Raw genomic sequence first — 24,578 nt, 5'->3', positions numbered from 1 at the left:
TTAACCTCTGTCTGTGTTTCGACGGTTTCCGTTTCCACGACCACGGCGTTTTGGCGCACGAGTCTGCTCTTCTTTAACGGGATTGTATACACTGTTCATACCGTCAAGGATTTCGCCACGGAAGATCCAAACTTTTACACCGATGGTGCCGTAAGTAGTTTCCGCACGTACTGACGAATAGTCGATATCAGCGCGTAGTGTATGCAATGGCACACGACCTTCACGGTACCATTCAGTACGAGCAATCTCAGCACCGCCAAGACGGCCAGACAGCTCAACTTTAATACCTTTAGCACCAGAACGCATGCTGTTCTGTACGGCGCGCTTCATAGCACGGCGGAACATAACACGACGCTCAAGCTGACTTGCGATACCTTCCGCTACTAAATGAGCATCAAGATCAGGCGAGGTGATTTCTTCAATGTTGACCTGAGCAGGTACGCCCATAATTTTGGTCAATTCTTTTTGAAGTCTTTCGATGTCTTCGCCTTTCTTACCGATAACGATACCAGGACGCGCAGTGGCGATGGTAATCTTAGCAGCACCGGTAGGACGCTCAATCATGATTTTGCTAATCATAGCACTATCAAGCTTTTTGCGCAGATATTCACGAACTTGAATGTCGTTGATTAGGTATTCTGAGTATTGTTTAGGGTTAGCATACCAGTTTGCGTTATGCTTCTTTACAACACCAAGACGAATTCCGATTGGATGTACTTTTTGACCCATAACTTATTCTCCTACCTTTATAGTGATGTGACAGGTACGCTTACTGATACGATCAGCGCGACCTTTAGCACGTGGTAGGATACGTTTTAGCGTAATGCCTTCATCAACGTAGATGGTTGATACTTTAAGGGTATCAATATCTAGACCGTTGTTGTGTTCGGCATTGGCGATGGCTGAGTTAAGACATTTCTTAACAAATACAGCGCCTTTTTTATTACTATACGTTAGGATATCCAAAGCACGCTCGATAGATTTGCCACGAACTTCATCGGCAACGAGTCTAACTTTTTGTGCCGATATGGCGGCACCGCGTAATTTTGCAGTTACTTCCATGGTAAGCACCTTATCTCTTAGCTTTTTTGTCAATGCCATGACCACGATACGTACGAGTCGGGGCAAATTCACCTAGTTTATGACCAACCATCTGTTCACTCACGATAACCGGTACATGAGTACGGCCATTGTGAACAGACAAGGTTAAGCCAACCATTTGTGGTAGGATCATCGAGCGGCGCGACCAAGTCTTAATTGGCTTGCGTGAGTTGGTGTCTAATGCATTCTCAACTTTGGCAAACAAATGCGCGTCTATGAATGGACCTTTTTTCAATGAACGAGGCATGAAATTCTTCCTTTATTTCTTCTTGGCGCGACGGCGGATGATCATATTGTCAGTACGCTTATTACTACGCGTTTTAAGTCCTTTAGACTTCTGACCCCAAGGGCTGGTTGGATGGCGACCTTTATTACGACCTTCACCACCACCATGTGGGTGATCAACCGGGTTCATAGCAACACCACGAACAGAAGGACGAACACCACGCCAACGTGAAGCACCGGCTTTACCAAGTGATTTCAAGTTGTTTTCAGTGTTAGAAACTTCACCAATAACGGCACGGCAGTTCACGTGTACACGGCGCGTTTCGCCAGAGCGCATACGTAGAATAGCATAAATACCTTCACGACCTAACAACTGAACGCTGGCACCCGCAGAACGAGCCATCTGTGCGCCTTTACCGATTTTAAGTTCGATATTATGGATCACAGTACCCAATGGGATGTTTTTCAGCGGTAAACAGTTACCTGGACGAATTGGTGATAGCTCACCTGACATTACTGTATCGCCAACTGCTTGTTTTTTAGCAGCAATGATATAGCGACGTTCGCCATCAGCGTACTTAAGTAAAGCAATGTGCGCAGTACGGTTGGGATCGTATTCAATACGCTCTACCGTTGCTGGGATATTGTCTTTAGTACGTTTGAAATCGATAATACGATAATGCTGCTTATGACCACCGCCAATATGACGAGTCGTTATGCGACCATTATTGTTACGACCACCAGTTTTACTTTTTGATTCGAGAAGCGCTGCAAACGGACGACCTTTATAAAGGTGTGGATGCACCACTTTTTCAACAAAACGACGGCCTGGTGATGTTGGCTTTGCTTTTACGATAGGCATGAGTGTAATCCTTATTCGTTGTTCGCTGTTTCACTAGTAGAAGCAGTCGTATTCGCGACCTCTTCACCAGCATCAGCCATTTGTACATCTTGACCAGCTTTTAAGGTAACGTAGGCTTTTTTGTAGTCATTACGACGGCCGATACTTTTACCAAAACGCTTTGTCTTACCTTTAACATTCAAAGTGTTTACTTTTAAAACTTCAACACCTTCAAACATCATCTCAACCGCTTTTTTGACTTCAAGCTTAGTAGCGTTAGAGTCAATTTTAAATACCTGCACACCAAGTGAGTCGCCAAGCATTTGAGATTTCTCTGAGAATACAGGTCCTCTTAGGATCTGATAAAGTCTTGCGTTATTCATGCTAGTGCTTCCTCAAATTGTTTCGCAGCTTCGACTGTCATGATCACTTTATCAAAAGCGATCAAGCTCACTGGATCCACTTCACTTGTATCAAGTACATTGACATGTGGGATGTTACGAGCAGCTAAGTATAAGTTTTCGTCAACTTCTTTAGTGACGATTAATGCACGTGATGCATTTAACTCACCTAACTTTGCAATCAACTCTTTAGTCTTAGGTCCAGAAACGCTTAGTTCTTCGACCAAAATCAAACGCTCTTGGCGAATCAATTCGGCTAAGATACACTGCATAGCACCGCGATACATTTTACGGTTAACTTTCTGTGACCAATCTTGTGGTTTAGCCGCGAATGCACGACCGCCCCCACGCCAGATTGGGCTACGAATAGAACCTGCACGAGCGCGACCAGTACCTTTTTGGCGCCATGGCTTAATGCCACCACCAGAAACTTCGGCACGGGTTTTTTGAGCGCGTGTACCTTGACGAGCACCAGCAAGATATGCGGTGACGACTTGATGCACTAGTGCTTCGTTGAATTCACGACCGAAAGCCGTATCAGAAAGCTCAACTGCCGCCCCTGTAACTGTTTTTAAATCCACGTTAATCCCCTTGCTTAGGCTTTGACTGACGGACGTACGATGACATCGCCACCGGTGGCACCTGGGATAGCACCCTTGATGACAAGTAACCCTTTTTCAACATCAACCGATATCACTTCTAGGCCCTGAACGGTAACGCGTTTGTTACCCATCTGACCTGGCATTTTTTTGCCTTTGAAGACTTTACCTGGTGACTGGTTTTGACCAGTTGAACCAATGGCACGGTGAGATACTGAGTTACCATGAGTGGCATCTTGCATGCTGAAGTTGTGACGCTTCACGCCGCCTTGAAAGCCTTTACCTTTACTGTTACCTGTGACATCAACCATCTGACCTTGTTCGAACAAGTCAGCTAGGATCTCACCACCAATTTCACGACCTTCAAGATCGCTATCATTGGCACGAAATTCCCAAACACCACGACCAGCGGCAACGCCAGCTTTAGCGAAGTGACCTTTTTGAGCTGCTGCTACGCGGCTGTCACGACGGGTACCTGTGGTAACTTGGATGGCTTGATAGCCATCTACATCAGTATTTTTTACTTGAGTAATGCGATTAGCACTGATCTCAACCACTGTTACAGGGATAGATGCGCCTGCTTCAGTGAAGACACGGGTCATGCCGCATTTTTTACCGACTAAACCGATCGCCATTTTAGACCTCTTTATATCTTATATTAATGGGTTGGGTGTTTATGTGCATTAACCCAAAGCAATTTGAACGTCAACACCCGCCGCCAAGTCAAGCTTCATTAGCGCATCCACAGTTTTGTCGGTAGGTTGAACGATGTCAACCATACGCTTATGAGTACGGATTTCGTACTGATCACGAGCGTCTTTGTTTACGTGTGGTGAAGTTAGAACGTTGAAGCGCTCAATGCGAGTCGGCAACGGTACAGGACCACAAACTTGCGCACCGGTGCGCTTTGCAGTATCAACAATCTCTTGTGCAGATTGATCAATCAGACGATGATCAAAAGACTTAAGACGGATACGGATTCTCTGGTTAGCCATGCCAGCAAGCTCCTAATATGTGCTTTTGTCATTTTTGCTTTGCAAAGATATGATCAAAAGCCGTTTGGTTAAATATTCACTTAAAGCGGCCTTCTGTTCTTAACCAGAATGAGTTCTTTATCCGAACTTGTAGCGTGCCAAAAGCAAAATAGTTTAAAGCCCCGCCGACCCTTCCATTATAGGATGTCAGCAAAGGCATAATGAAATAGTGCTAGAAACGATGCTCTAGCTGTCATAGCGCCCGCTGTTTGATTGGCGGCGCATATATAATTCAGTGGTGTATATTATACATAGTATTTCAGTCATTGCAAGGGTAATATCTGTAGCGACTTATGATATTACCCTTTATAAACAGTAATATGTACACAACCGTATCTGTGCTTAATAAGCACGCTTATATGAATCGATAATTATGCACTGTTAATCTAAAGCTATGAAACATCCATCTAGAACCGTTAATCCAAAACAATGTCATATTGCTCTTGAGTATAGAGATTTTCGACATCAAAGGTAATCACCCTACCAAGTAAATACTCTAAATCTGCCACTGTGTCTGACTCTGAAGTGAGAAGTAAATCAATGACTGCGGCATGGGCAACGACCGTAAACTTCTTGGGAGAGTTATAAGTACGAGCACAACGCATGATTTCACGGAATATCTCAAAGCACACTGTCTCAGCCGTTTTAACAAAGCCGCGTCCTTGACAGGTCGAGCACGGCTCACATAGCTGCTGTCCGAGCGACTCACGCGTACGTTTACGCGTCATCTCTACTAACCCAAGCTCACTGACCTGAGTAATCTTAGTTTTGGCATAGTCTTGTACTAGCTGTGATTGCAGGCTCTCTAACACATCATCTTTATGCTGCTGTTCAAGCATGTCAATAAAGTCTAGGATGATAATACCACCTAGATTACGCAAACGCAGCTGACGGGCGATTGCATGAGTTGCCTCAAGATTGGTTTTATAAACCGTATCTTCTAACGAACGCCCGCCTACGAATGATCCCGTATTGACATCGATCGTGGTCATCGCTTCTGTTTGGTCGATAATGAGATAGCCACCTGATTTTAAATCTACGCGACGTTTTAAAGCATCACGCAAATCATCTTCGACGCGATGGACATCAAACAAAGATGGCTCAGCGGTATAATGGACAATGCGGTCATACACAAAAGGTACAAACTCTTTGGCAAAGGATCTGACTTGTTCATAAATTTGTGCATTATCAATGATGACTTTTTCGGTATCCGCGTGTACCAAATCACGGATAGATCGCAGCGGTAATGATAGCTCTTGATAAATAAGCTCAGAACTTTGATGTTGTTTCATCTCTTGGCGACGCGCGCAGATAGTACGCCACAGCTGCAATAGATAATAAATGTCTTCTTCAAGCTTATCGACAGGGACACGTTCAGCGGCGGTACGAGCGATGAGACCGCCTTTTAGATTGACCGTTTGCATCAGGCTACTAAGCTCAGTCTTCAGACGAGTGCGCTCTTCTTCGCCATCAATGCGCTGAGAGATACCAATGTGTTCGCTTGAGGGCAGATACACTAAATAGCGAGATGGCAAGGATATATTGGTGGTCAAGCGAGCGCCTTTACTGCCCAACTGATCTTTGGTCACTTGCACTAAAATACGTTGGCTTTCATGCAAGCGATGTTGAATCAACGTTTTAGAAACAGGGATGACTTCGGTATTTTGTATACTAATCACTGGTGGCGTGACAGCCAAGTTATCAGTACTATTTTCTACCACAGCATCTTCTATATTGCTATCCGAGTTTTTATCGCTATTGTCAGCCGCTTTACTTTTATTTTCTGCTACTGGACGCGGCTCACGCTGCATATCATTGACATGTAAAAATGCTGTCCGCGACTGCCCGATATCAACGAATGCTGCCTGCATACCAGGTAAAACGCGTACGACTGTACCCAGATAGATATTGCCGACCAGACCCAATTTATGATGACGTTCAATATAAATTTCGCCCAAGATGCCATTGTCTAAGACTGCGACACGGGATTCCATTGGACTAATATTAATCAGCAGCTCTTCGGACATAATTTTTTTCTCTTATCTCTCAGCTTTCTTGTTAGACGTTCATCGTCTATTATCTTTATAGTGTAACAAATGCAGCTGGCTCTCGCCCATTACTCTCACGTGTTATTATGTGCAGCAGGTTAGAGTGACAATCAATCTCTGAGAGACAAATAATCTCCATCAGGTTCTGTCTCGTATTTTACTTGACACTAATATCTGTGACGTTTTTAATTAACGCCAGCGTTTGTGGAAGCGGTAAACCCACGACATTGGTATAGCTACCATTGATACGGCTGACCCAAATAGCACCCAAACCTTGTATACCATAACCACCCGCTTTATCAGCAGGCTCACCACTTTCCCAGTAATTACTCATCATCTCCGCAGTGAGCGCTATAAAGGTCACTTCGGTACGCTCAGTGATTTGTTGCTGATTAATGATTTGAAATACTGGCTCATGAGTTGGGCTGTTAGCCGCTTTAGAAGATAATGATACATAAGTTGCTTGAACCGCTGTCCATACTTCATGGACATTATCAGACATCTGTTGCCACATGCTATAAGCGTGCTCATGATCGACTGGCTTGACCAGCACTGTTTGACCATCTGCCAGCACACCGATGGTATCAGACGTTAGAATGATCAGTGAGTCAGAAAAACAGCTTTTATCTGTTTTCAAGCGTGATGCTAGTTGCTGTATGGCAGCCTCAGCTTTAGTGGCGACCATGCGCTCGATATAGTCTGTGGGTGACTCATCATCATGCTTTGTTTCATCGACATCTACACTCAATGTGCTAAATTCTAGTTGTGCTCTTTCTAACAGTTCACGACGGCGCGGCGAACCAGAAGCTAAAATAATATCCATCGCTACTCTCTTTATATCTGAATTTATCTACCTACTACCGAAAACTGCTGCCTGTTAGTGCATTAACATTAGTTAGTCATGATTAATAAACACAAGCGCTATAATTTTATTGGTTATCAGCAGAATTTTTCTTATGACGCAAATTTACGCAAAGCCAGTAGTACCAATGGCCAGCTGATGATACTCATCAACAGTGATAAGGCAGATTGTGCGACAAAGACATTCTGGATAAACATCTGCAATATCCATAAACATAATTGAAAAACAACCAATCCTAAGCTCGCTAATAACCATGCACTGATGGTATTTAGTTGCCTAATATAAATACTGGTTATTTTTATGAAGAAGGCGACTGCCACGGCGGCAAAGGCTTGCTGTCCCAAATGGGTATCCATGAGTAAGTCAGCAATGAGACCGATGGTAAATGCTGTAAAAATACCAACATAGCGTGGCTGAAATAACAACCAAAAAATCAGCACCATGATCATGACCATAGGGCGTAAGGTAGCCATACTAGGACTTAACGGATATACATTGAGCGATGACGCAATAACAAAACTTAGAATGATGGTAGCAATCAGTAGTACCGTTGCATTCTCAGAATCAGGATACGACATGGGTACTTACCTTAACGAATGTATTGATGGCTGCTGTTAAAGCATGAGTGGGCATTGATGGGGTAAAAACCATGGCTGAAAATGTATCGACAAACAGACCAGTTAATAAATAGATGCCAGCCATTGTCTGATTGGTGCTTACGTGTTTAGCGCCTAACTTCTTAACGGTCATTGAGAGTCATATTATTTTTATTCACCAGCTTATCTTGCAAGACTAATACATACGCATTATCGATAAAGTTCGCCGCTGGGGTCACTTCTATACTTCTAAAGTTATCGGCTTGAGTATCTTTAATATGGGCGATACGGCCGACACGATACCCTGCTGGAATACGCCCACCCAATCCTGATGACACCAACTCATCACCCACACGCACGTCTGAGGTTTTGAACACATAATCAAGGCTTAATGAGGTTGGTATACCTTGCCCTGTCACGATGGCGCGTTGACCTGTGCGCTTGACTGTAACTGCAACCGATTGCTGCTCATCAGTAATCAATAGTAGGCGACTGGTATTGGGATAGACATTAATAATCTGCCCTAAAATACCGTCCTCATCAATCACTGTTTGTCCAACTTGAACCCCGTCTTGAACGCCTTTATTGAGCACCACGATTTGTCTGAGTAAGTTGGTGTCTGTACCGATTACCTGTGCCAAATTAAGATCAAATTGTTCAGGCTTGGTCGTTGATAAAATACCTTGCAGCCGCGCATTTTGTGCCAAAATATAATCTTGCTGCTGCAACTTGGCTTGCGCATGGATAAGCTGAGACTTCAATTGCATGTTTTCGCGGCGCAGCGCTTCTTTAGACTGTAAGCTGCCACCTGCCCAATGCTTGGCATAACTCGGTAACAGTGATAGCTCATAAATAGGCTGCATCGCGGCGTGACTGGTACTACGTACTGGATTAAACCATTCTGAATTTTTGCTATCGAACCACATCAGTATTAGAGCTGCTATTAATACAATGGCAGTCTTACGAAGTGCTAACGGCTGGCGCGCAAAAATACTTGGGGTCATAAGTCTTCTAACTCAGGAATTATAAAATAAGCAGTAGCCAGTACTGGGTTCTAGTTGATTAATGCAATTAAAGGCAGCGCAACTGGCTACCTTTAATTTTATACTGTTTTGACCCACTATTTTTACGCAAGCTATCATCAAGCACTACGAAGATGATTTATCAATACCGCAGTGCTTCACTAAAGCAATCTAAACAAAAATCATGTTCAAGCTTTTGTTATTGATAAAGTCAAGCGCAATACCACCGCCGCGGCTAACACAAGTCAGCGGATCTTCGGCAACGGTCACAGGTAGACCTGTCTCTCTTGAAATTAATTTGTCCAAATCACGTAATAGCGCACCGCCGCCCGTCAAGACAATACCACGCTCTGCGATGTCTGATGACAGCTCAGGTGGCGTCTGTTCAAGTGCCGCTTTTACCGCGCTAACGATGCCGCTCAGCGGATCACTCAGGGCTTTTTGTACTTCTTCTGAATTAACAGTAAAGGTTTTTGGCACGCCTTCTGCCATGCTACGACCGCGAACTTCGACTTCTAGCTGACTGTCTTCATTCAAAGCAGAGCCAACTTCGTGCTTAATACGCTCAGCTGTCGTCTCACCAATCACGCAACCATGGGTACGGCGTACGTGGGTGATAATCGCGTCATCAAACATATCGCCACCGATACGAATCGACTCAGCATAAACGCAACCAGATAAAGCGATAACGGCAATCTCCGTCGTGCCGCCACCAATATCAACCACCATCGAACCGCTGGCCTCATGAACTGGCAAGCCAGCACCGATGGCAGCTGCCATTGGCTCTTCTAACAATAGTACTTTACTCGCACCTGCTGAAGATACCGCTTCACGAATCGCTTTACGCTCAACCAGAGTAGACTTACAAGGCACACAAACCACCACGTTAGGCTGCGCCATAAAACGCTTGGCTTTTACCTTCGTTATGAAATGCTTGAGCATTTTTTGCGTCACTTCAAAGTCAGCAATCACGCCGTCTTTTAATGGGCGAATCGCTGTAATGTTAGCAGGTGTACGACCAAGCATCTGCTTGGCATCAATACCAACAGCCGCAACGGTAGGGTTTTGGGTACGATTACTTCGTAACGCAACCACCGTAGGCTCGTCAAGTACGACGCCTTTATTAGGAATAAAAATGAGAGTGTTCGCAGTACCGAGGTCGATAGCGATATTATTTGATAAAAATCCAAACAGGTTCATGACTAATATTTCCAGCGTATTACAAATGAGGCGAATGAGGCGAATGAGATTGACTGAGGCGTTACTCGTCAGCGTTGAGCAGGTCGTCGTTAGACATTACTTATGGCGAAATTTGAACCTCGCAACAAGTCAAACCTAAGCAATAATGATGCAATGGAAAAACTGAGCTAAATTATACCGATTTGGCTCAAAAAAAACACAGATATTTGCATCAGTAAGTCAGGATTTTGGTCTTAAACGCTAAAAGTTGTTACAAAGTTTAAAATAGCAGTAAACACCATTCGACTTAATGAAACATCATTTAATTCAATAACTAACAAGGCTCTACAGGCAAATGATAATTTTGCTTAGCAGCACAGGTGCATACTGTAACGTATTTCAGAACGTAATGGGTAAGCAATTGAGAATCAATCGTGAATTATACGGTCAATTTTGCAAATCACGCCATCTTGGTTGATATTGTGCATCAATCAAGCGTCATGCTCTGTAAACTTAAGCCAGATGCTTTATAATAAAGCCACTATATATACATCTTAAGATAAACCCTTTGTTTTAGTTTGTGTTAATAATTATCTATATCTAATGCTTGTCTATTTTAGCCGCATTCTACTCTAACAAAAACTGTCGTTCACTGGAGAAACTATGTCACAGCAACCAGCAACGTCTGACAGCAACGTCAGCCGTGAAGAAATCCTAGAAGTTGCCAACCTTGCACGTTTGGGTGTCGATGAAAGCACAGCCGATAGCTATGCCGACGATATTAGTAAAGTATTAAAACTGATGAATACGCTATCTAACGTGGATACCACAGGCATCAAACCCTTAGCAAACATTCATGAAGCTTGCCAAGAATTGCGGGCTGATGTGGCCAAACACGATATCAACCGCGCGCGCAATCAGTCAGTCGCCCCAGCTGTTGAAGATGGCTTATATTTGGTTCCACAAGTGATTGAATAAGCAGCGTGCTGCTTTAATCGCTACCCTATTTTACTTTATGCTACTCACATTTTGACGGACGACACCTTATGTCAGAACTTCATTTATTAAGTACCCAGCAGCTTATTACGGGCTTGCAAGACAAACAATTTAGCAGCCTTGAGCTGACAGAACACTACATCAAACGTATAGACGCGCTAGACAGCAAGATTAACAGTTTTATCACTCATACTTCTGAGACAGCACGCGCGCAAGCAAAGGCAGCAGACGAGATGCGCGCACAGGGCGATCAACGTCCATTACTTGGCGTACCGATGGCGCACAAAGATATCTTTTGTACCCAAGGTGTACTGACGACTTGTGGCTCTAAGATGCTGCATAACTTCGTCTCGCCTTATGACGCTACCATCGTCTCTAATATCGACAAAGCAGGCATGATTAGTTTAGGCAAGCTCAATATGGATGAGTTTGCGATGGGCTCAGACAACAGTAGCTCTTACTATGGCACTGTGCAGAACCCTTGGAACCTAGAGCGCGTCCCTGGTGGTTCATCAGGTGGTAGTGCTGCTGCTGTTGCTGCTGGCTTTGTCCCAGTTGCTACAGGTAGTGATACTGGTGGCTCTATTCGTCAGCCTGCCTCATTCTGCGGCTTAACGGGTATCAAGCCAACCTATGGTCGCGTCTCTCGCTTTGGTATGATTGCCTATGCCTCAAGCCTTGACCAAGCGGGTAGCATGGGACGCAGCGCTAAAGATTGTGCCTATCTGCTACAGCCAATGATTGGTCACGATCCACGCGATGCGACTTCTATCAAATACGATATGCCTGACTACGTACAAGACATTAATGATGCTGAAGCCGCGGCTGGTGATAAACCATTTGCTGGCTTGCGTATCGGTGTGGCCAAAGAATACTTTAGTGCTGGATTAGACGCTGAGGTAGAAACGGCCGTACGTGCTGCTCTGAAAAAATATGAAGAGCTGGGTGCGACGATTGTGGAGGTGAATATCACTGATCCTGAGATTACCCTTGCCACTTACTACATGCTAGCCCCTGCCGAAGCATCATCAAACCTGTCACGCTTCGATGGTGTACGCTTTGGCTATCGCTGTGAGAATCCAACCGATCTGCTCGATCTATACACGCGTTCACGCTCTGAAGGCTTTGGTCCTGAAGTACAGCGCCGTATCTTGACCGGCACTTATGCACTTTCGGCAGGTTACTTTGATGCGTACTATACCAAAGCCCAAAAAATCCGCCGCTTAATCGTCAAAGACTTCGATGAAGCCTTTGCTAGCTGTGATGTGATTGCTAGCCCAACAGCACCAACCGCTGCTTACAAGCTTACTGACAACCTTGACCCTGCGACGATGTACTTGGGTGACGTTTATACCATCGCGGTCAACTTAGCTGGTCTGCCCGCGCTTAGCCAACCTGTTGGTCTAACATCAGAAGGTTTGCCTATTGGCTTACAATTAATCGGTAAGCATTGGCAAGAGAGCCAATTGCTCACAACTGCTCATTTATTCCAGCAGCATACCGACCATCATCTACAACACTCTGCCATCGCAAAGGAGACGGTATAATGAGTACAGCTACTACTGATAACAATGCCGTGCGCGAGCATGCCGTGCGTAAAGAGCTATTCGTCGATGGTTATGAAGTGGTCATCGGCATTGAGATTCACTGCCAGCTAAATACGGAAAGTAAAATATTCTCAAGTGCGCCGACTGACTTTGGTCATGAGCCAAACAGCCAAGCCAGTATCGTCGATTTGGGTCTGCCTGGTGTCTTGCCAGTGCTAAATGCTGGCGTGGTCGATCGTGCGCTAAAATTCGGTATCGGCGTCAACGCTGAGTTGGGTCTATTTAATACGTTTGACCGTAAAAACTACTTCTATCCAGATTTGCCTAAAGGCTATCAAATCACTCAGATGGCAAACCCTATCGTGGGTGAAGGCTATATCGATGTCGTGGTCAATGAAGGGGATAAGAACGAATATCCGAAACGTATGGGCATCACCCGCGCGCATTTAGAAGAAGATGCGGGTAAATCAGTCCACGATGCCGTCGATGGTATGACTGGTGTGGATTTGAACCGTGCTGGTACGCCATTAATCGAAATCGTCTCTGAGCCTGATATGCGCTCGGCTCATGAAGCACTTGCCTATATCAAAGCCATTCATCAGCTGGTCACGTGGCTTGGTATTTCAGACGCAGTGATGGCAGAAGGCTCATTCCGCTGTGATTGTAACGTCTCTATCCGTAAGCCTGGTGCTGAATTGGGTACGCGTACTGAGCTAAAAAACCTCAACTCGTTCCGCTTTATTGAGCGTGCCATCAATCGTGAAATCGAGCGTCAAATTGATATTTTAGAGGACGGTGGCAAAGTACTGCAGGCAACGATGCTTTATGATCCAGAGCGCGACGAAACTCGTGTGATGCGTACCAAAGAAGACGCCAACGATTATCGTTACTTCCCTGATCCTGACTTGCTGCCTGTGCGTATCGAACAGCATACGGTTGATAGCATTCGTGCAGCAATGCCTGAGCTACCAGTTGCTCGTCGTGCGCGTTTTGAAAAAGCGCTTGGTCTATCAGAATATGATGCTCGTATCTTGACTGGTAGTCGTCAAATTGCTGATTACTTTGAAGCTGTGGTCGCAGAAGTTGGGCAAGCAGATGCCAAAATGGCTGGCAACTGGGTCATGGGTGATTTGCTTGGTGCGATAAATAAAGACGATAAAGAAATCACTGACTCCCCTATCAGCGCCAAGCAATTAGCTGGTATGCTAGCCCGAATTAAAGACGATACGCTATCTGGCAAATTGGCGAAGAAAGTCTTTAGCGCCCTATACGAGCGCGAAGGCGGCGATGCTGATGACGCAGCTGATAAAATCATCGAAGAAAAAGGCCTTAAGCAAGAAACCGATACGGGCGCTATTAAAGCCATCGTTGAAGACGTCATTGCAAAAAACCAAGCGATGGTCGAAGAATATCGTGGCGGTAAAGAAAAAGCTTTTAACGGTCTGGTCGGTCAAGTCATGAAAGCCAGCCGTGGTAGTGCGAACCCGCAGCAAGTCAACCAAATCCTAAAAGAGCTACTCGGTTAAGGATAATTGCTGATTGGTTATGCTGACTGTGATACGTAAATTGGGGTTATAGATTTTGGGTAAAATAAATAGCTCTTGCAATATGAATAATTTTGCGTAAAATAGTCAGTCATTCGGGGCGTAGCGCAGTCTGGTAGCGCACTACACTGGGGGTGTAGTGGTCGCAGGTTCAAATCCTGCCGTTCCGACCAAACATAGCAGTAAAGAGAGAAGCCAATCATTGTTTTCAATGGTTGGCTTTTTTTTGTGCTAAATTTGACTGATGATTATATGATAATTAAAGAAAGAAATAGTAAAATTTGAGCAGGAGTAGGATTCATTACTCAAAACCCAGCCAGCCACACGCTTTTAGGGTGGAACGGCCTTGCAACTACCATAATTTAAGGGTGTGTAAAGGTGTAAATTATGGTTAATTCTAGAGAGGGTTTTTCAGATGCTGACCTTCAAAAAATTCTCGAACAAGCCGAACGAATAGAGTTTGAAAGATTGCAACATAGAACAACTATACCCACAGTATTTATAAAAGAATTACTAGATAGCCCACCTAACTTCTTACTAAGTCGTAATTTTTTTGACGTAGGTTATAAAGATAGGAAGAGAATATCAATCATTCATGAGCTAATAGAAAAGATAGATAATATTGCTATTGAAGACTGCAAAGAACTTTTAGAAGAACAGGGTTATCGTGTAGATTTTGAGAAAGAAGAATCTATTATGTATAGAGGATTATCTGTTCATATTATGCTCAGTAACAAAGATATTTACTTAGAGTCAAAGGAGCTTAAATGCTTGAACTTTCATAAACTATGTGACTGTATCAATTTAAAAGCTTTTGCTAGACTTTATTTTGAGAATCAACAATATGAAGCTAGTTTTTACTGTATCAACTTAGTTGGCTATGTTTTTGGTGCAGGAACAAATGAAGTTAGAGGCGATAACGATTTTCAAAAAAAACTATCAAAATCCAACAAGACAAAAGCGAATAAAAGATGGTCAAAACACAATCAAACCAGACCTGAAAAAAAGAAACTATACCTAGAAATTATGGATCAACAGAACTTCACTACTTTTGCTGAAACAGCCGAATATATTAAACAGCACATTGAAACAGATAAAAAACCATCTTATGACACTATCAAACGATGGTTAAGCCAAGCCAACAAAGGCGATTTTTCATAACCTATCATACTGTGGTATGCAGGCATACAACACGCTATGCATGCATAAGTATTTAGCTATAACCATACAACCTATAACATAAATCCATGAACCGTTACGCACCGTTGTGTAACGGCATAACATGGAGCTAAACATGACACAGCAAAATCATACCTCACCTCATTTAGAACAGCAGTCACCGCATAACACGCCTAGCAACTTATCAAAATGGCTACTCTCTTTACTTAAAGCGACAATTAGTATCCTATTGCCTTACTTGCTATCGTCGCCTGATATCAGCATTCATATCCATCACATTAACATCATGTTTTAAAGCTAAAACACTGAGCACTACCCTAGCCGATATTCGTATCCTATAGACTTTTGGCAAGCGAACAGCTAGGGTAAATGTACCACTTTATGAAGGTTCAACCCATGTCTGAGGCTATCGCTCAGCCCCTCTCGACTTACCTTATAGATGACGCACCTTGGGACGTATACCAGCGACCTTATGTGCGCGATTTGGCGTATGTGCTTGCATGCCCTAACGTCCTAACGGAATGGCTCGATGTTGCACCGCATCAGAATACACATACCGTGTCGGTACATAGCGCACACTTTTGGCAACAGCAGTTTGCAGCGTATCAGCAGCGTTTAAAAGAGCTAGATAGCACCAATGCTTATCAGGCGCTGACCCGCTATTTACTGATGCGTCCTAGCCCCAATCGTTTGGGTTTTCACTTTGAAGGGTTACTGTCCTTTTGGCTAGAGGATGGCTTTGCGCGCAAGCTACATCCGTATGAAACGCTAGCCAGTAACGTCCAGTTGTATAACGCTAAGCAGACGACTGGTGAGCTAGATTTAATCTTATATAATCATGGAGAAAATCTGGTCGAGCATTGGGAGCTGGCGATTAAGTTTTTTATGGGGTCAGCGCCATTTGCTCCTGAGAACTGGGTTGGGATTAATTCTAATGACAATCTACAACGCAAGATGACCCATATGCAAACCAAGCAGTTTCGTACCGTATGGGTAGATACCGAAAAGCATGGACAAGTTAAAATTGATAAGCGTTATGGGATAATTAAAGGACGCTTCTTTTTGCCAATCAACACCACTAACTTTAATTATCCATATTGGTTAGCACCAAGCTTTCCGATGCACGAATGGTGTGATAAAGATGATAAGCTTAATCTTGCGAAGATTGATATAAGGGCATTACGAGCTGCCCATTATATCGAATGGTTTACTAGGCGCGACTGCTATGATGGACGACAGCCGCAGGTAGCTTGGTCAAACGACGAACTACCTACGACAGGACTATACTTCGAAGGTCATAGTCCGATCGTCATTTATCCTGAACAGCGCAACAAAACGCATGACAAATTTTAGTAACGTCCACCGCATTATATGCACATGGACGCTTTAGCCATCTATTTTATTAATGCAATGCAATGAAGCTACCAAGCATAGCGTCCATACAAGCTAATCTCACTGCGTTTGGCTTTTTCTGAATCGAGACTGTCGGTCAGCAATTTGATGCCAGCATAACGACTGTCAACAGCGAGACCCAATGCTTGCGTTTGCGGCTCTATCAAGCCCGTCACCGTAATGGGGAAAGCATCATTGGACGTTTGGTAGCCTGCGGATAATTGATATAAGTCTTGAATGTCATTCACTTGACCATGTAGACCGAGCTGCCATTGACTGTCTAGCTGATGCTGAAGGCTACCTTCCACTCGCCATGGCAATGTCTGTGTGACATCGTCAGTACTAAGCTGCCCTTCAATCGTATAGAGAGGTCTGCCGTTGACGTCATAATCCAATGCATAACGAGTACTTGGCATGTCTTTCCAGCGCATGCGTCCAAGGATATCGTAGCCACTCAGAGACAACTGCGTACTATCAGATAACTGACCTGTGAGCTGCAAATCGAGCGAATAACCATATCCCGAAGGTTTCGCGGGGTTCCAGTCTAGGTTTTCCTCCCCTAAAGCTGGTTCATCATAGTAATAATCGATGTAAGCGTTGGTTTTATCCAAACTGTCTCGTATGTCTGTCACCTCATTATTTGGCAACACTCTGGTGCTTAAATCGCCAACTATCTTACCTTCTAATGCATGCAGTCCTTGCCAGAGATTGGCACGAGTCGTCAATTGCCAGTTAGGCATGAGCTGCTGCGTCAGACCAATATTAGCACCGAATCTTTCATTGTGCTTGGCTTCCAAAAATAACGGATAATCTTGACTGGTACTTGAGGGCTGTTTATTTTCATACTGCCAATAAACTTCGGCAGTCTCTTTGCTAAACGTCATTAAATAATCATAACGCCAACCTAGACCGTAGCTAATCGCACTGCCCGCAGGACGAATCTCAAGCGACGTCCGACCTTGGGCATAAGCATGATCACCCGAGTCCAAAGGGGCACTCCAATCGTCTAAAAATGCTGAGATAGGCTGTGTTGGGCTATGAGCCGTTGCCATCACACTCCACTCTATCTGTGCGTCTGATTGTTTGGTCTGACTGTCTAGCAACCCTGTCGCTTGGGGGTAGAAGTAAAAATTCGTATCAGCAGCTGGTATATCTGCACTATCAGCAACCGCAGCGCTGGATATCATCATAGCGGCAATCGCTGGCGTAGTGATTAACTTGGTACGGCTGTATAAATGCGATGCTAAGCTTTTAGGTAAAAAACCATAGAGAATTGAAACGTTATATGGCATAAATTTCTCACGTTTATTAGAGAGCATAAAAAAGAGACAGTAATCTGTCTCTTTTTTTGTTGCTATACCTCAATCGCTACTAACAACGGTTGAGAGTCGATGTGACACATGATTTGATTATAGAATAATTAAACTGTCATCAGTAAATTTGGCAGTAACTTTGCCATCATTATCCATCAAATCACCGTAGTCTTTACCGTTAACCATGATATCGCCAAGCTTACCCATTTTATCTTTGATAAAATCACCATTGGCATCGACATTTAACTTGATCGATGCTTTATTTTGCTCAACGGTAAACTGGGTGCTAACCACATCATAGTTATTATCTAAGCTTGACTTACCTGTTACAAATAGCTTCTTACCCTCTACGCTAGCAGTCAGACCTTGTAGCTCAATAACATTACGAGCAGTACGTTTAAGATTGGCTTGGAAATCAAGTGGAATCGTCGTTGTACTCTCTTTCGTTACCTTGCCTTTAATCGCCAATACTATTTCCATACCTACGTATTTATTGGCGGCCTCTTCGATATCACCGACTTCATCGATTATGATAAATTTCTTTATATCAGCGTCATTCGCAGTCGCGTTCAGTGTAATCTCTACATCAGTCATCGGTTTTTGCTTGGTCATCTTGCCCGTTATAGCAAACTTATAAGGGATTGTTCTAACCACCAGACTGTTATCTGCTAGCTTTCTGCTGACATCCAGTGCGGCAAATTCAAAATCTTTTGCTTCAATCACGCTATCATTAGCCGTCAACTTCAGGCTGCTTAATTTGATGACCGCCTTTTCTAGCGTGATGCCTTCTCTATTTGCATCATTGATATCAAACTCATCATTGACCACGACTTTATCACTGAATTGACCACTGACTGTTGCGCCTTTAGTACTTGAGTTGAGGGTAACGGTATCAGTGCCAGTGCCAATGTTAATACTCTTGAAACCCAAGCTGCCGTTAAAGTTATCTGTACTGGTGTTTGAGCTTAACGCATCTTCAAAGCCATCAAATGCTACCTTAAAACTGTCTTGATTGACGACAACAGGTCCGTACAAACCTGTTTGTGGGTTATACACATAATCGTATTCTTCAACATCTACTTTGGTTGTACCATTCAAGGTAAACTTACCGTCAGTACTTAGCGTTGCGACAAAACCATTTTCGGGCGTTAAAGTGATATTGCCTAATGCGACCTCAAATTTTGCATCATTGGCTAATGCTAAGATATCAGCTGCCGTGAGCTGTGATATATCATTCTCTTCCATATAGTATTTTAGATCACTTGGGATATCGAAGGTATAACCCAGACGTGTATCTTGCTTTTCTGTAAGGATATCACTTACATCTTCGTAAGCATCTGTAACCGCTTTATTGTCACTGACAAATAGCTTGGCGGTACGAATCATCTCTTTCGCTTGCTCGATTTCAGACAAACTATTATCGATAGGCGGCTTAACTGGCACATCTGGCGTATTAGTACCATTACCAGAAGAGCTATTATTGTTGTCATCACCACAGCCTACTAACGCTAACGTGCTGGCTAACGCTAATGCGCTCAATTTAAAAAATTTCATAACACAGTCCTTTATAGAGTGATTTTAAAAACGAGAAGCACCAAAATCTTTATCCAATTAAGCACATAATGCCTTAATTCAAACAATCGCCTCTTAATTTAGAAAACTTAAGTTTGCTTTAAAATAATAATACTCTTATTTAGACAACTTATCTATAAAGTAAACGAATATAACAGCAATGTTACACAAAAAAATAAATGCTGTTGTTGCGACTAATCTTGACTGTCTACCAAGGATACTTTATCAATAATTTTCAATCACTTGCATCAGCTCGTACCTGAGCATATCTGCGCTTGGCATGCGCTCAGCGTGAAAGCGCACAATAGCGATACCGGCACTAGCAAGGGCTTTGTCTTTTTTGTCATCCGCCTTTTGACGCGCTTTACTCGTGTGTGTCCAATCATCAAGCTCGATAGCAACCAGCGTGGTCTGCGCATCAATATCCACAATCACATAATCGACGCTTTGACGACAGATACGATTGAACCAAAAGCTACGCTCGGACGCCTCACTGCTATTGCCTTCGATAATGCGTGACAGTTGAACTTGAACGAAAATATGATATTCCGGCAACGCACTTTTTAGCTTATTAAAGAAAATGACTTCCGTATCCGTCATAATCGGCATCGGCGCAAACGGCCAAATAGCCAACTCATCACCGCGTACTGGCTTTGGATCAGGCTCAACAACTGGGGGTCTTTTCAACAGCTTTGGTACGGTAATCAGCCCTAAAAACCCAACGGCCAATATTAAAAATATAACACCAAATGACATGGTTTTACCTTATACATGATTAAGGCAGCCAAATATGTATGACGACTTCCATAAAGTGACATACATACTCAACTGCGACAGGGCAGCCCTTATAGGCTGACCCGTTATACAGAAAAAATCAGGGGCAATCGGCGCACATCGTAGCTAAGCTTGCGCCAATCAGCAAACACTAAAACAAAAAACACGACAATAAATGTCGTGTTTGAATAAAACTCAGATAAAACAATAAAATCTAACCAAGACTCTGCTGTTTATTTAGCAATAACAGTCATCCGATTATAGTGATTTTTACACTATTTTAGCGCCAGTATAAAACCCAAGCACTGGTCGTATTGACCTTGGGATCGCTATTGATTTTATCTTTTAACGCTAACGCCGCTACTTTACCGCGCTCAGGACCGACGATGACGCGAACCCCGCGGCTGGTAGGGCTAGTCTTAACTTGGTAGCCTGCGGATTTAAATTTCTTTGCCAGCTCATCCGCTTTGGCTTGATCGTTTGCCAATGCTACTTGCACCCCAAAGCTGCCTTTGGCGTCGGTTTCTTTGACTTCTTTACGGGCTTCGCTGAGTTTCTGCTGTGCTTCACGCTTAGCATCCGCTGATTTTTTGGCTAAAGCCTCTTCTTTCTGACGCTTGTCTTCACGTGCCTGCTCAGCCGCTGCCGCTTCACGTGCTAATCGCTCGACCTGCTTACGTGATGGAATGGTGATGTTTTGACCCAGTTGTAGCGATGTCGACGGTGACAGATTATTCGCTTGTGCCAATACTTCTACTGGCATATTGTATTGCCGCGCCAGTTTAATCAGCCCATCTCCTCTTTTAACTTGATAATCAGAAGGCGATTTTGGTGGCTCATTCTTAGCCGCTTCTGCTGCCGCTTGTTTTTTCTCAGCCGCAGCATCCGCTTGTTTCTTAACTTCCGCTTGTCTTTTTGCTTCCGCTTCTTTTTTACTGTCTGCTAGTTTCTTTGCGGCAGCCTGCTCTTTAATCGCCGCTTGCCTTTGAGCTTCTTGTTGCGCTTGGGCAGCTTTTTGCTGGTTGCCAGTATTTGTCTCACTTTCAGCTGACTCAGCAGCGCTAGTCTTTTTTATTGGTGCTGTAGCATCATTTTTTTCCGCGTCTGATTTATCACTCTCTTCAGCAGCTGCCGCACTACTGGCCATATACTGCTGACTTTCTGCACGGGCTTTTGCCAATGCTTCCGCCTCAGCGGCTTCTTGTTCGGTTAAGAACTGCTGGGCACGTTTTTCTTGTTCAGCCACACGAGCAGCACGCTCTTTTTGTTTTTCTGCCAAGATACGTTTTTCAGTCTCGATATCCGTCGTCAGCGGCTGAGGAGACTCTTGCTCAGGGCTTGGCTTATCTACCATTGCTGACGCTGGTTGTGGTTCATTACTATCACCAATCTGTTGCACCATGGCGTATAGCATCACGCTACCGCCGATAATCATCCCAATGCCCAATAAGGCTTGTCTCGAAAAGTTCATCCGTTTACGTCTCTTAGTTGGTAATAAGGTTGATTGAGCGGCGCAACTGTCGTCTCAAAACTGTGTTTAGATAGTTTTAATAGCCTTGATAGGTGTCATTGCCACCAGTTGCGTCCATCCGTTTTTAAATGTTATGCCAAGCGTTTAATGCCATTATAAAGCAACTTGCCAAATCACTTTGATTATAAAGCATATTTTTCATACTGTCTGCCATCATGCTACTGCTAAGATTAACATTAAATAAGTACCATTTTAATGTTAATTATCAACCGCCAGTGCTGCCAGTGCCTCGCCGATCGTATGAAAGGAGCCACATACCACGATAAGGTCTTGCGGCTGACTGGCATTGATAACCGCATCGGTCGCTTCTGATAAACGTTTAAATTCGTGTATTTGAGCATCATCGACATAGCTCGATAAGATACCTTGCAAGTGCTCGGTGCTCGCGGCACGTGGATAATCAATCTCAGCGATATACCAATCGCTAATCGGTAAGCCCGCTATCGTCAAATGCTGCACGACTTTATTGATATCTTTATCACCCAACATAGAAAACAGCATTTTAATGCTGGCAGGTTTTCCTGTAGTTTGATTTTTTTGGCTACTATTTGGATTACTGCTTTGATTGAGAGCCTCAGAGCTATTTTGATTGGCTGAATGCTGTTGCCAAAGCGGTAATAGTTGCGCCAATAAAAACTCAACGCCTTGCTCGTTATGCGCGACATCAAACAGCCAATGCCGATTGTGGGTCTCACGATAATCAAAGCGACCAGCGAGCCTTACCGTTTGTAATGCTTGCTCGATAGCAGTGCTATCGACATTTAACGAACTTGCGAGCACTGCTGATAACGCAGTGGCAGTATTGGTCAATGATAGTGCTGGGCGCGGTAATTGCATGGTGACCGCAGCATTGCTATATTGCCAAGCGCTTGCATCCACTTCACGATAATCAAAATCTTGCCCAACTTGATAACAAGTTGCTTGATGCTTATCAATCGCTTGCTGCACACTGACTGGCATCGCGGTAGCACCATAAACCACGCTGATACCATCACGTAAGATACCTGCTTTCTCACGGCCAATATCTTCGACATTGTCACCCAGCCAATCGACATGATCGATAGCGATATTGGTAATCACTGCCATATCAGCATCGATGATATTGACCACATCTAAGCGCCCACCCAGACCGACTTCTAACACCCAAACATCACAATCCGCTTCGGCAAATATTAATAATGCGGCAAGTGTGGTCATCTCAAAAAAGGACAAGGTTAAATCACATTTTAATCGTGCGGCTTCTACTTTATTAAAGGCTTCAATTAACGTCTCGTCACTGACCATCTCGCCATTGATACGCACGCGCTCATTAAATAAACTTAGATGCGGTGATTGATACAGAGCCGTTTTATAGCCTGCTGCTTGGCACATCTGCGCGATGACAGCCGTCGTTGAGCCTTTACCATTGGTGCCTGCCACCGTAAATACATAAGCATCGTCTTTGGCTGACTGTACCACGCCTAACGCCTCGGCAATTGGCAAAACTCGCGACAACCCCATGTCTATTGCCGATACATGAATCTGCTGCATATAATCGAGCCATTCGGTCAAGCTAGAATGCTTTTTGGGAGTGTTAGGGTTAAAAAGTAGAGAGTCGGACATGGACACAGCCTATATTGAAATATTTGAATAAAAAATGGTCAATGAGAAAGCATTCATTAAGAAAGTACAGACAGTATATAACTACCTGTCCAAAAAGCAAAAATAGCATTTACCGCTGTTGACGATAAATGCTATTGATTGGTTTTACTCTGTAAGCAAAATTGAGCATGCTACTAAGCATAAGTCGTACGGAATATTAAACTCAGTTATCCATTAGTCAAGCTGATGAGCAAGTTAGGCATCAACATTAGGCATGCGGCTTAACTTTGCCAGCAGGCGATAAATAGTATCAATCATTTGATGACGATGCACCACTTCATCGACCACACCGTGCTCTAACAAGAACTCGGCACGCTGGAACGGCTCTTCTAGCGTCTCACGAACCGTTTGCTCAATCACGCGCTTACCAGCAAAGCCAATCATGGCTTTTGGTTCTGCTAAATGAATATCACCTAACATAGCGAGCGACGCAGTCACACCGCCATAAACAGGATTGGTCAATATCACGATATACGGCACGCCAGCAATTCTCAAACGCTCAATCGCTGCAGCAGTACGAGCCATCTGCATTAAAGACAGTAAACCTTCTTGCATACGTGCGCCGCCGGAGGCAGCAAAGCAAACTAAAGGCACTTTGTCTGCCAGTGCTTTCTCAGCTGCTTGGACAAAACGATCGCCAACCACTGAGCCCATAGAACCGCCCATAAAGCGGAAGTCAAAGGCACAAGTCACTACATCAAGATTGCGCAGCTTGCCATACAGTACAATCAGCGCCTCAGACTCGCCTGTCTTATCTTGTGCTTCTATCATACGCTGCGGATACGGCTTACTATCCACAAACCTTAGCGGATCTTTGGCAGTAAATTGTTGTCCAAGCTCACCGTCTACTTGATCGAGCAACCAGTTTAAGCGCTCACGAGCACTCATCGGTAAATGATGATCACAATGCGGGCAAACATAGCAGTTAAAAATAAGCGCCGTATTGGTAATCATCGAATGACAATTACTGCACTTGGTTGACGGTTCGGTCTCTACTGCCGTCAAAGGCGCTGTCAGTTGCTGTTTAATACCCGGTATCGGGCGATTAAACCACGATTGCCCAGCAGTATTACCGTTTGGCTCAGCGTTACTTTTTTCAGTATGGTTCGGAGTCGTCATATCAGGTTTTATTATCGTATCAGTCATATTATTCGCCATTATCAAAGGCTTATCGACAAGCT

26 protein-coding genes and 1 tRNA gene are annotated in these 24,578 nt (G+C 43.9%); 7 read left to right on the top strand and 20 right to left on the bottom strand.

Annotation, left to right across the window (positions count from 1 at the left end):
- From rpsC to JMY05_RS00585, 14 genes are all read right to left on the bottom strand, one after another.
- The gene (gene rpsC / locus JMY05_RS00650; RefSeq protein ID WP_045446618.1) at positions 1-729 is read right to left on the bottom strand and encodes a 30S ribosomal protein S3; all 729 of its coding nucleotides are present in this window, start codon (positions 727-729) and stop codon (positions 1-3) included.
- A 3-nt stretch (positions 730-732) separates the two neighbouring features.
- On the bottom strand, positions 733-1,062 hold the full coding sequence (gene rplV, locus JMY05_RS00645) for a 50S ribosomal protein L22 (RefSeq protein WP_045446615.1): 330 nt from the start codon (positions 1,060-1,062) through the stop codon (positions 733-735).
- Positions 1,063-1,072: 10 nt separating this feature from the next.
- Positions 1,073-1,348, bottom strand: a complete 276-nt coding sequence (rpsS, locus tag JMY05_RS00640; RefSeq protein ID WP_010196682.1) for a 30S ribosomal protein S19 — start codon at positions 1,346-1,348, stop codon at positions 1,073-1,075.
- A gap of 12 nt (positions 1,349-1,360) precedes the next feature.
- Positions 1,361-2,188 (bottom strand): 50S ribosomal protein L2, encoded by an 828-nt coding sequence (gene rplB, locus JMY05_RS00635; RefSeq protein ID WP_055125272.1) that lies wholly within the window; start codon positions 2,186-2,188, stop codon positions 1,361-1,363.
- A gap of 11 nt (positions 2,189-2,199) precedes the next feature.
- Positions 2,200-2,550 (bottom strand): 50S ribosomal protein L23, encoded by a 351-nt coding sequence (gene rplW / locus JMY05_RS00630; protein WP_010196677.1) that lies wholly within the window; start codon positions 2,548-2,550, stop codon positions 2,200-2,202.
- Positions 2,547-3,149, bottom strand: coding sequence for a 50S ribosomal protein L4 (gene rplD / locus JMY05_RS00625; protein ID WP_045446611.1), 603 nt, complete (start codon positions 3,147-3,149; stop codon positions 2,547-2,549). The genes rplW and rplD overlap by 4 nt, the downstream gene beginning before the upstream one ends.
- A gap of 14 nt (positions 3,150-3,163) precedes the next feature.
- A complete protein-coding gene (gene rplC, locus JMY05_RS00620; protein WP_055125271.1) occupies positions 3,164-3,802 on the bottom strand; it encodes a 50S ribosomal protein L3 in 639 nt (212 codons plus the stop codon).
- A 48-nt stretch (positions 3,803-3,850) separates the two neighbouring features.
- The gene (gene rpsJ, locus JMY05_RS00615; protein WP_010196670.1) at positions 3,851-4,162 is read right to left on the bottom strand and encodes a 30S ribosomal protein S10; all 312 of its coding nucleotides are present in this window, start codon (positions 4,160-4,162) and stop codon (positions 3,851-3,853) included.
- A 455-nt stretch (positions 4,163-4,617) separates the two neighbouring features.
- On the bottom strand, positions 4,618-6,228 hold the full coding sequence (locus JMY05_RS00610) for an Rne/Rng family ribonuclease (RefSeq protein ID WP_045446606.1): 1,611 nt from the start codon (positions 6,226-6,228) through the stop codon (positions 4,618-4,620).
- Positions 6,229-6,406: 178 nt separating this feature from the next.
- Positions 6,407-7,072 carry a Maf family protein gene (locus tag JMY05_RS00605; RefSeq protein WP_045446603.1) on the bottom strand — a complete coding sequence of 222 codons (666 nt, stop codon included), beginning with the start codon at positions 7,070-7,072 and terminating at the stop codon, positions 6,407-6,409.
- Between the two features lie 131 nt (positions 7,073-7,203).
- Positions 7,204-7,689, bottom strand: coding sequence for a rod shape-determining protein MreD (gene mreD / locus JMY05_RS00600; protein ID WP_045446600.1), 486 nt, complete (start codon positions 7,687-7,689; stop codon positions 7,204-7,206).
- Positions 7,676-7,861, bottom strand: coding sequence for a hypothetical protein (locus JMY05_RS00595; protein WP_045446597.1), 186 nt, complete (start codon positions 7,859-7,861; stop codon positions 7,676-7,678). The genes mreD and JMY05_RS00595 overlap by 14 nt, the downstream gene beginning before the upstream one ends.
- Positions 7,851-8,711, bottom strand: a complete 861-nt coding sequence (mreC, locus tag JMY05_RS00590) for a rod shape-determining protein MreC (RefSeq protein ID WP_087814671.1) — start codon at positions 8,709-8,711, stop codon at positions 7,851-7,853. The genes JMY05_RS00595 and mreC overlap by 11 nt, the downstream gene beginning before the upstream one ends.
- 189 nt (positions 8,712-8,900) lie before the next feature.
- Entirely contained in the window at positions 8,901-9,929 is a 1,029-nt protein-coding gene (locus tag JMY05_RS00585; RefSeq protein WP_083475748.1) for a rod shape-determining protein, read from the bottom strand.
- Between the two features lie 642 nt (positions 9,930-10,571).
- Here JMY05_RS00585 and gatC point away from each other — a divergent pair.
- From gatC to JMY05_RS00550, 7 genes are all read left to right on the top strand, one after another.
- Complete coding sequence (gene gatC, locus JMY05_RS00580; protein WP_045446594.1) at positions 10,572-10,886, top strand: Asp-tRNA(Asn)/Glu-tRNA(Gln) amidotransferase subunit GatC; 315 nt, start codon at positions 10,572-10,574, stop codon at positions 10,884-10,886.
- Positions 10,887-10,954: 68 nt separating this feature from the next.
- Positions 10,955-12,451 (top strand): Asp-tRNA(Asn)/Glu-tRNA(Gln) amidotransferase subunit GatA, encoded by a 1,497-nt coding sequence (gatA, locus tag JMY05_RS00575; RefSeq protein ID WP_045446591.1) that lies wholly within the window; start codon positions 10,955-10,957, stop codon positions 12,449-12,451.
- Positions 12,451-13,977, top strand: a complete 1,527-nt coding sequence (gatB, locus tag JMY05_RS00570) for an Asp-tRNA(Asn)/Glu-tRNA(Gln) amidotransferase subunit GatB (protein WP_045446588.1) — start codon at positions 12,451-12,453, stop codon at positions 13,975-13,977. The genes gatA and gatB overlap by 1 nt, the downstream gene beginning before the upstream one ends.
- A 114-nt stretch (positions 13,978-14,091) precedes the next feature.
- Positions 14,092-14,168, top strand: a tRNA-Pro gene (locus JMY05_RS00565).
- A 214-nt stretch (positions 14,169-14,382) separates the two neighbouring features.
- Positions 14,383-15,156, top strand: a complete 774-nt coding sequence (locus JMY05_RS00560) for a hypothetical protein (protein WP_045446585.1) — start codon at positions 14,383-14,385, stop codon at positions 15,154-15,156.
- Positions 15,157-15,289: 133 nt separating this feature from the next.
- Positions 15,290-15,469 carry a hypothetical protein gene (locus JMY05_RS00555; protein WP_045446582.1) on the top strand — a complete coding sequence of 60 codons (180 nt, stop codon included), beginning with the start codon at positions 15,290-15,292 and terminating at the stop codon, positions 15,467-15,469.
- A 101-nt stretch (positions 15,470-15,570) separates the two neighbouring features.
- Positions 15,571-16,527: a DUF1853 family protein gene (locus JMY05_RS00550; protein ID WP_045446579.1), complete on the top strand. Its 957-nt coding sequence runs from the start codon at positions 15,571-15,573 to the stop codon at positions 16,525-16,527.
- A gap of 68 nt (positions 16,528-16,595) precedes the next feature.
- On the opposite strand, the gene JMY05_RS00545 is transcribed toward JMY05_RS00550, so the two are convergent.
- The 6 genes from JMY05_RS00545 to accD all read right to left on the bottom strand — a co-directional run bounded on the left by JMY05_RS00545 (position 16,596) and on the right by accD (position 24,555).
- Entirely contained in the window at positions 16,596-17,858 is a 1,263-nt protein-coding gene (locus tag JMY05_RS00545) for a DUF5723 family protein (protein WP_201613906.1), read from the bottom strand.
- Positions 17,859-17,975: 117 nt separating this feature from the next.
- Positions 17,976-19,433 (bottom strand): hypothetical protein, encoded by a 1,458-nt coding sequence (locus tag JMY05_RS00540; RefSeq protein ID WP_201613905.1) that lies wholly within the window; start codon positions 19,431-19,433, stop codon positions 17,976-17,978.
- A 243-nt stretch (positions 19,434-19,676) separates the two neighbouring features.
- Positions 19,677-20,207, bottom strand: a complete 531-nt coding sequence (locus JMY05_RS00535) for a DUF2726 domain-containing protein (RefSeq protein WP_045446569.1) — start codon at positions 20,205-20,207, stop codon at positions 19,677-19,679.
- A 298-nt stretch (positions 20,208-20,505) separates the two neighbouring features.
- Positions 20,506-21,696 (bottom strand): SPOR and LysM peptidoglycan-binding domain-containing protein, encoded by a 1,191-nt coding sequence (locus JMY05_RS00530; RefSeq protein WP_201613903.1) that lies wholly within the window; start codon positions 21,694-21,696, stop codon positions 20,506-20,508.
- Positions 21,697-21,954: 258 nt separating this feature from the next.
- Positions 21,955-23,358, bottom strand: coding sequence for a bifunctional tetrahydrofolate synthase/dihydrofolate synthase (folC, locus tag JMY05_RS00525; RefSeq protein ID WP_045446565.1), 1,404 nt, complete (start codon positions 23,356-23,358; stop codon positions 21,955-21,957).
- A gap of 234 nt (positions 23,359-23,592) precedes the next feature.
- Positions 23,593-24,555: an acetyl-CoA carboxylase, carboxyltransferase subunit beta gene (accD, locus tag JMY05_RS00520; RefSeq protein WP_201615304.1), complete on the bottom strand. Its 963-nt coding sequence runs from the start codon at positions 24,553-24,555 to the stop codon at positions 23,593-23,595.
- Between the last annotated feature and the right edge of the window lie 23 nt (positions 24,556-24,578).

It is taken from the genome of Psychrobacter sp. JCM 18902, from assembly GCF_904846615.1.
In the GTDB taxonomy this organism is placed as follows: domain Bacteria; phylum Pseudomonadota; class Gammaproteobacteria; order Pseudomonadales; family Moraxellaceae; genus Psychrobacter.
The sequence above is the reverse complement of the archived record's forward strand: the minus strand, read 5'-3'. Positions and strand labels throughout refer to the sequence as shown.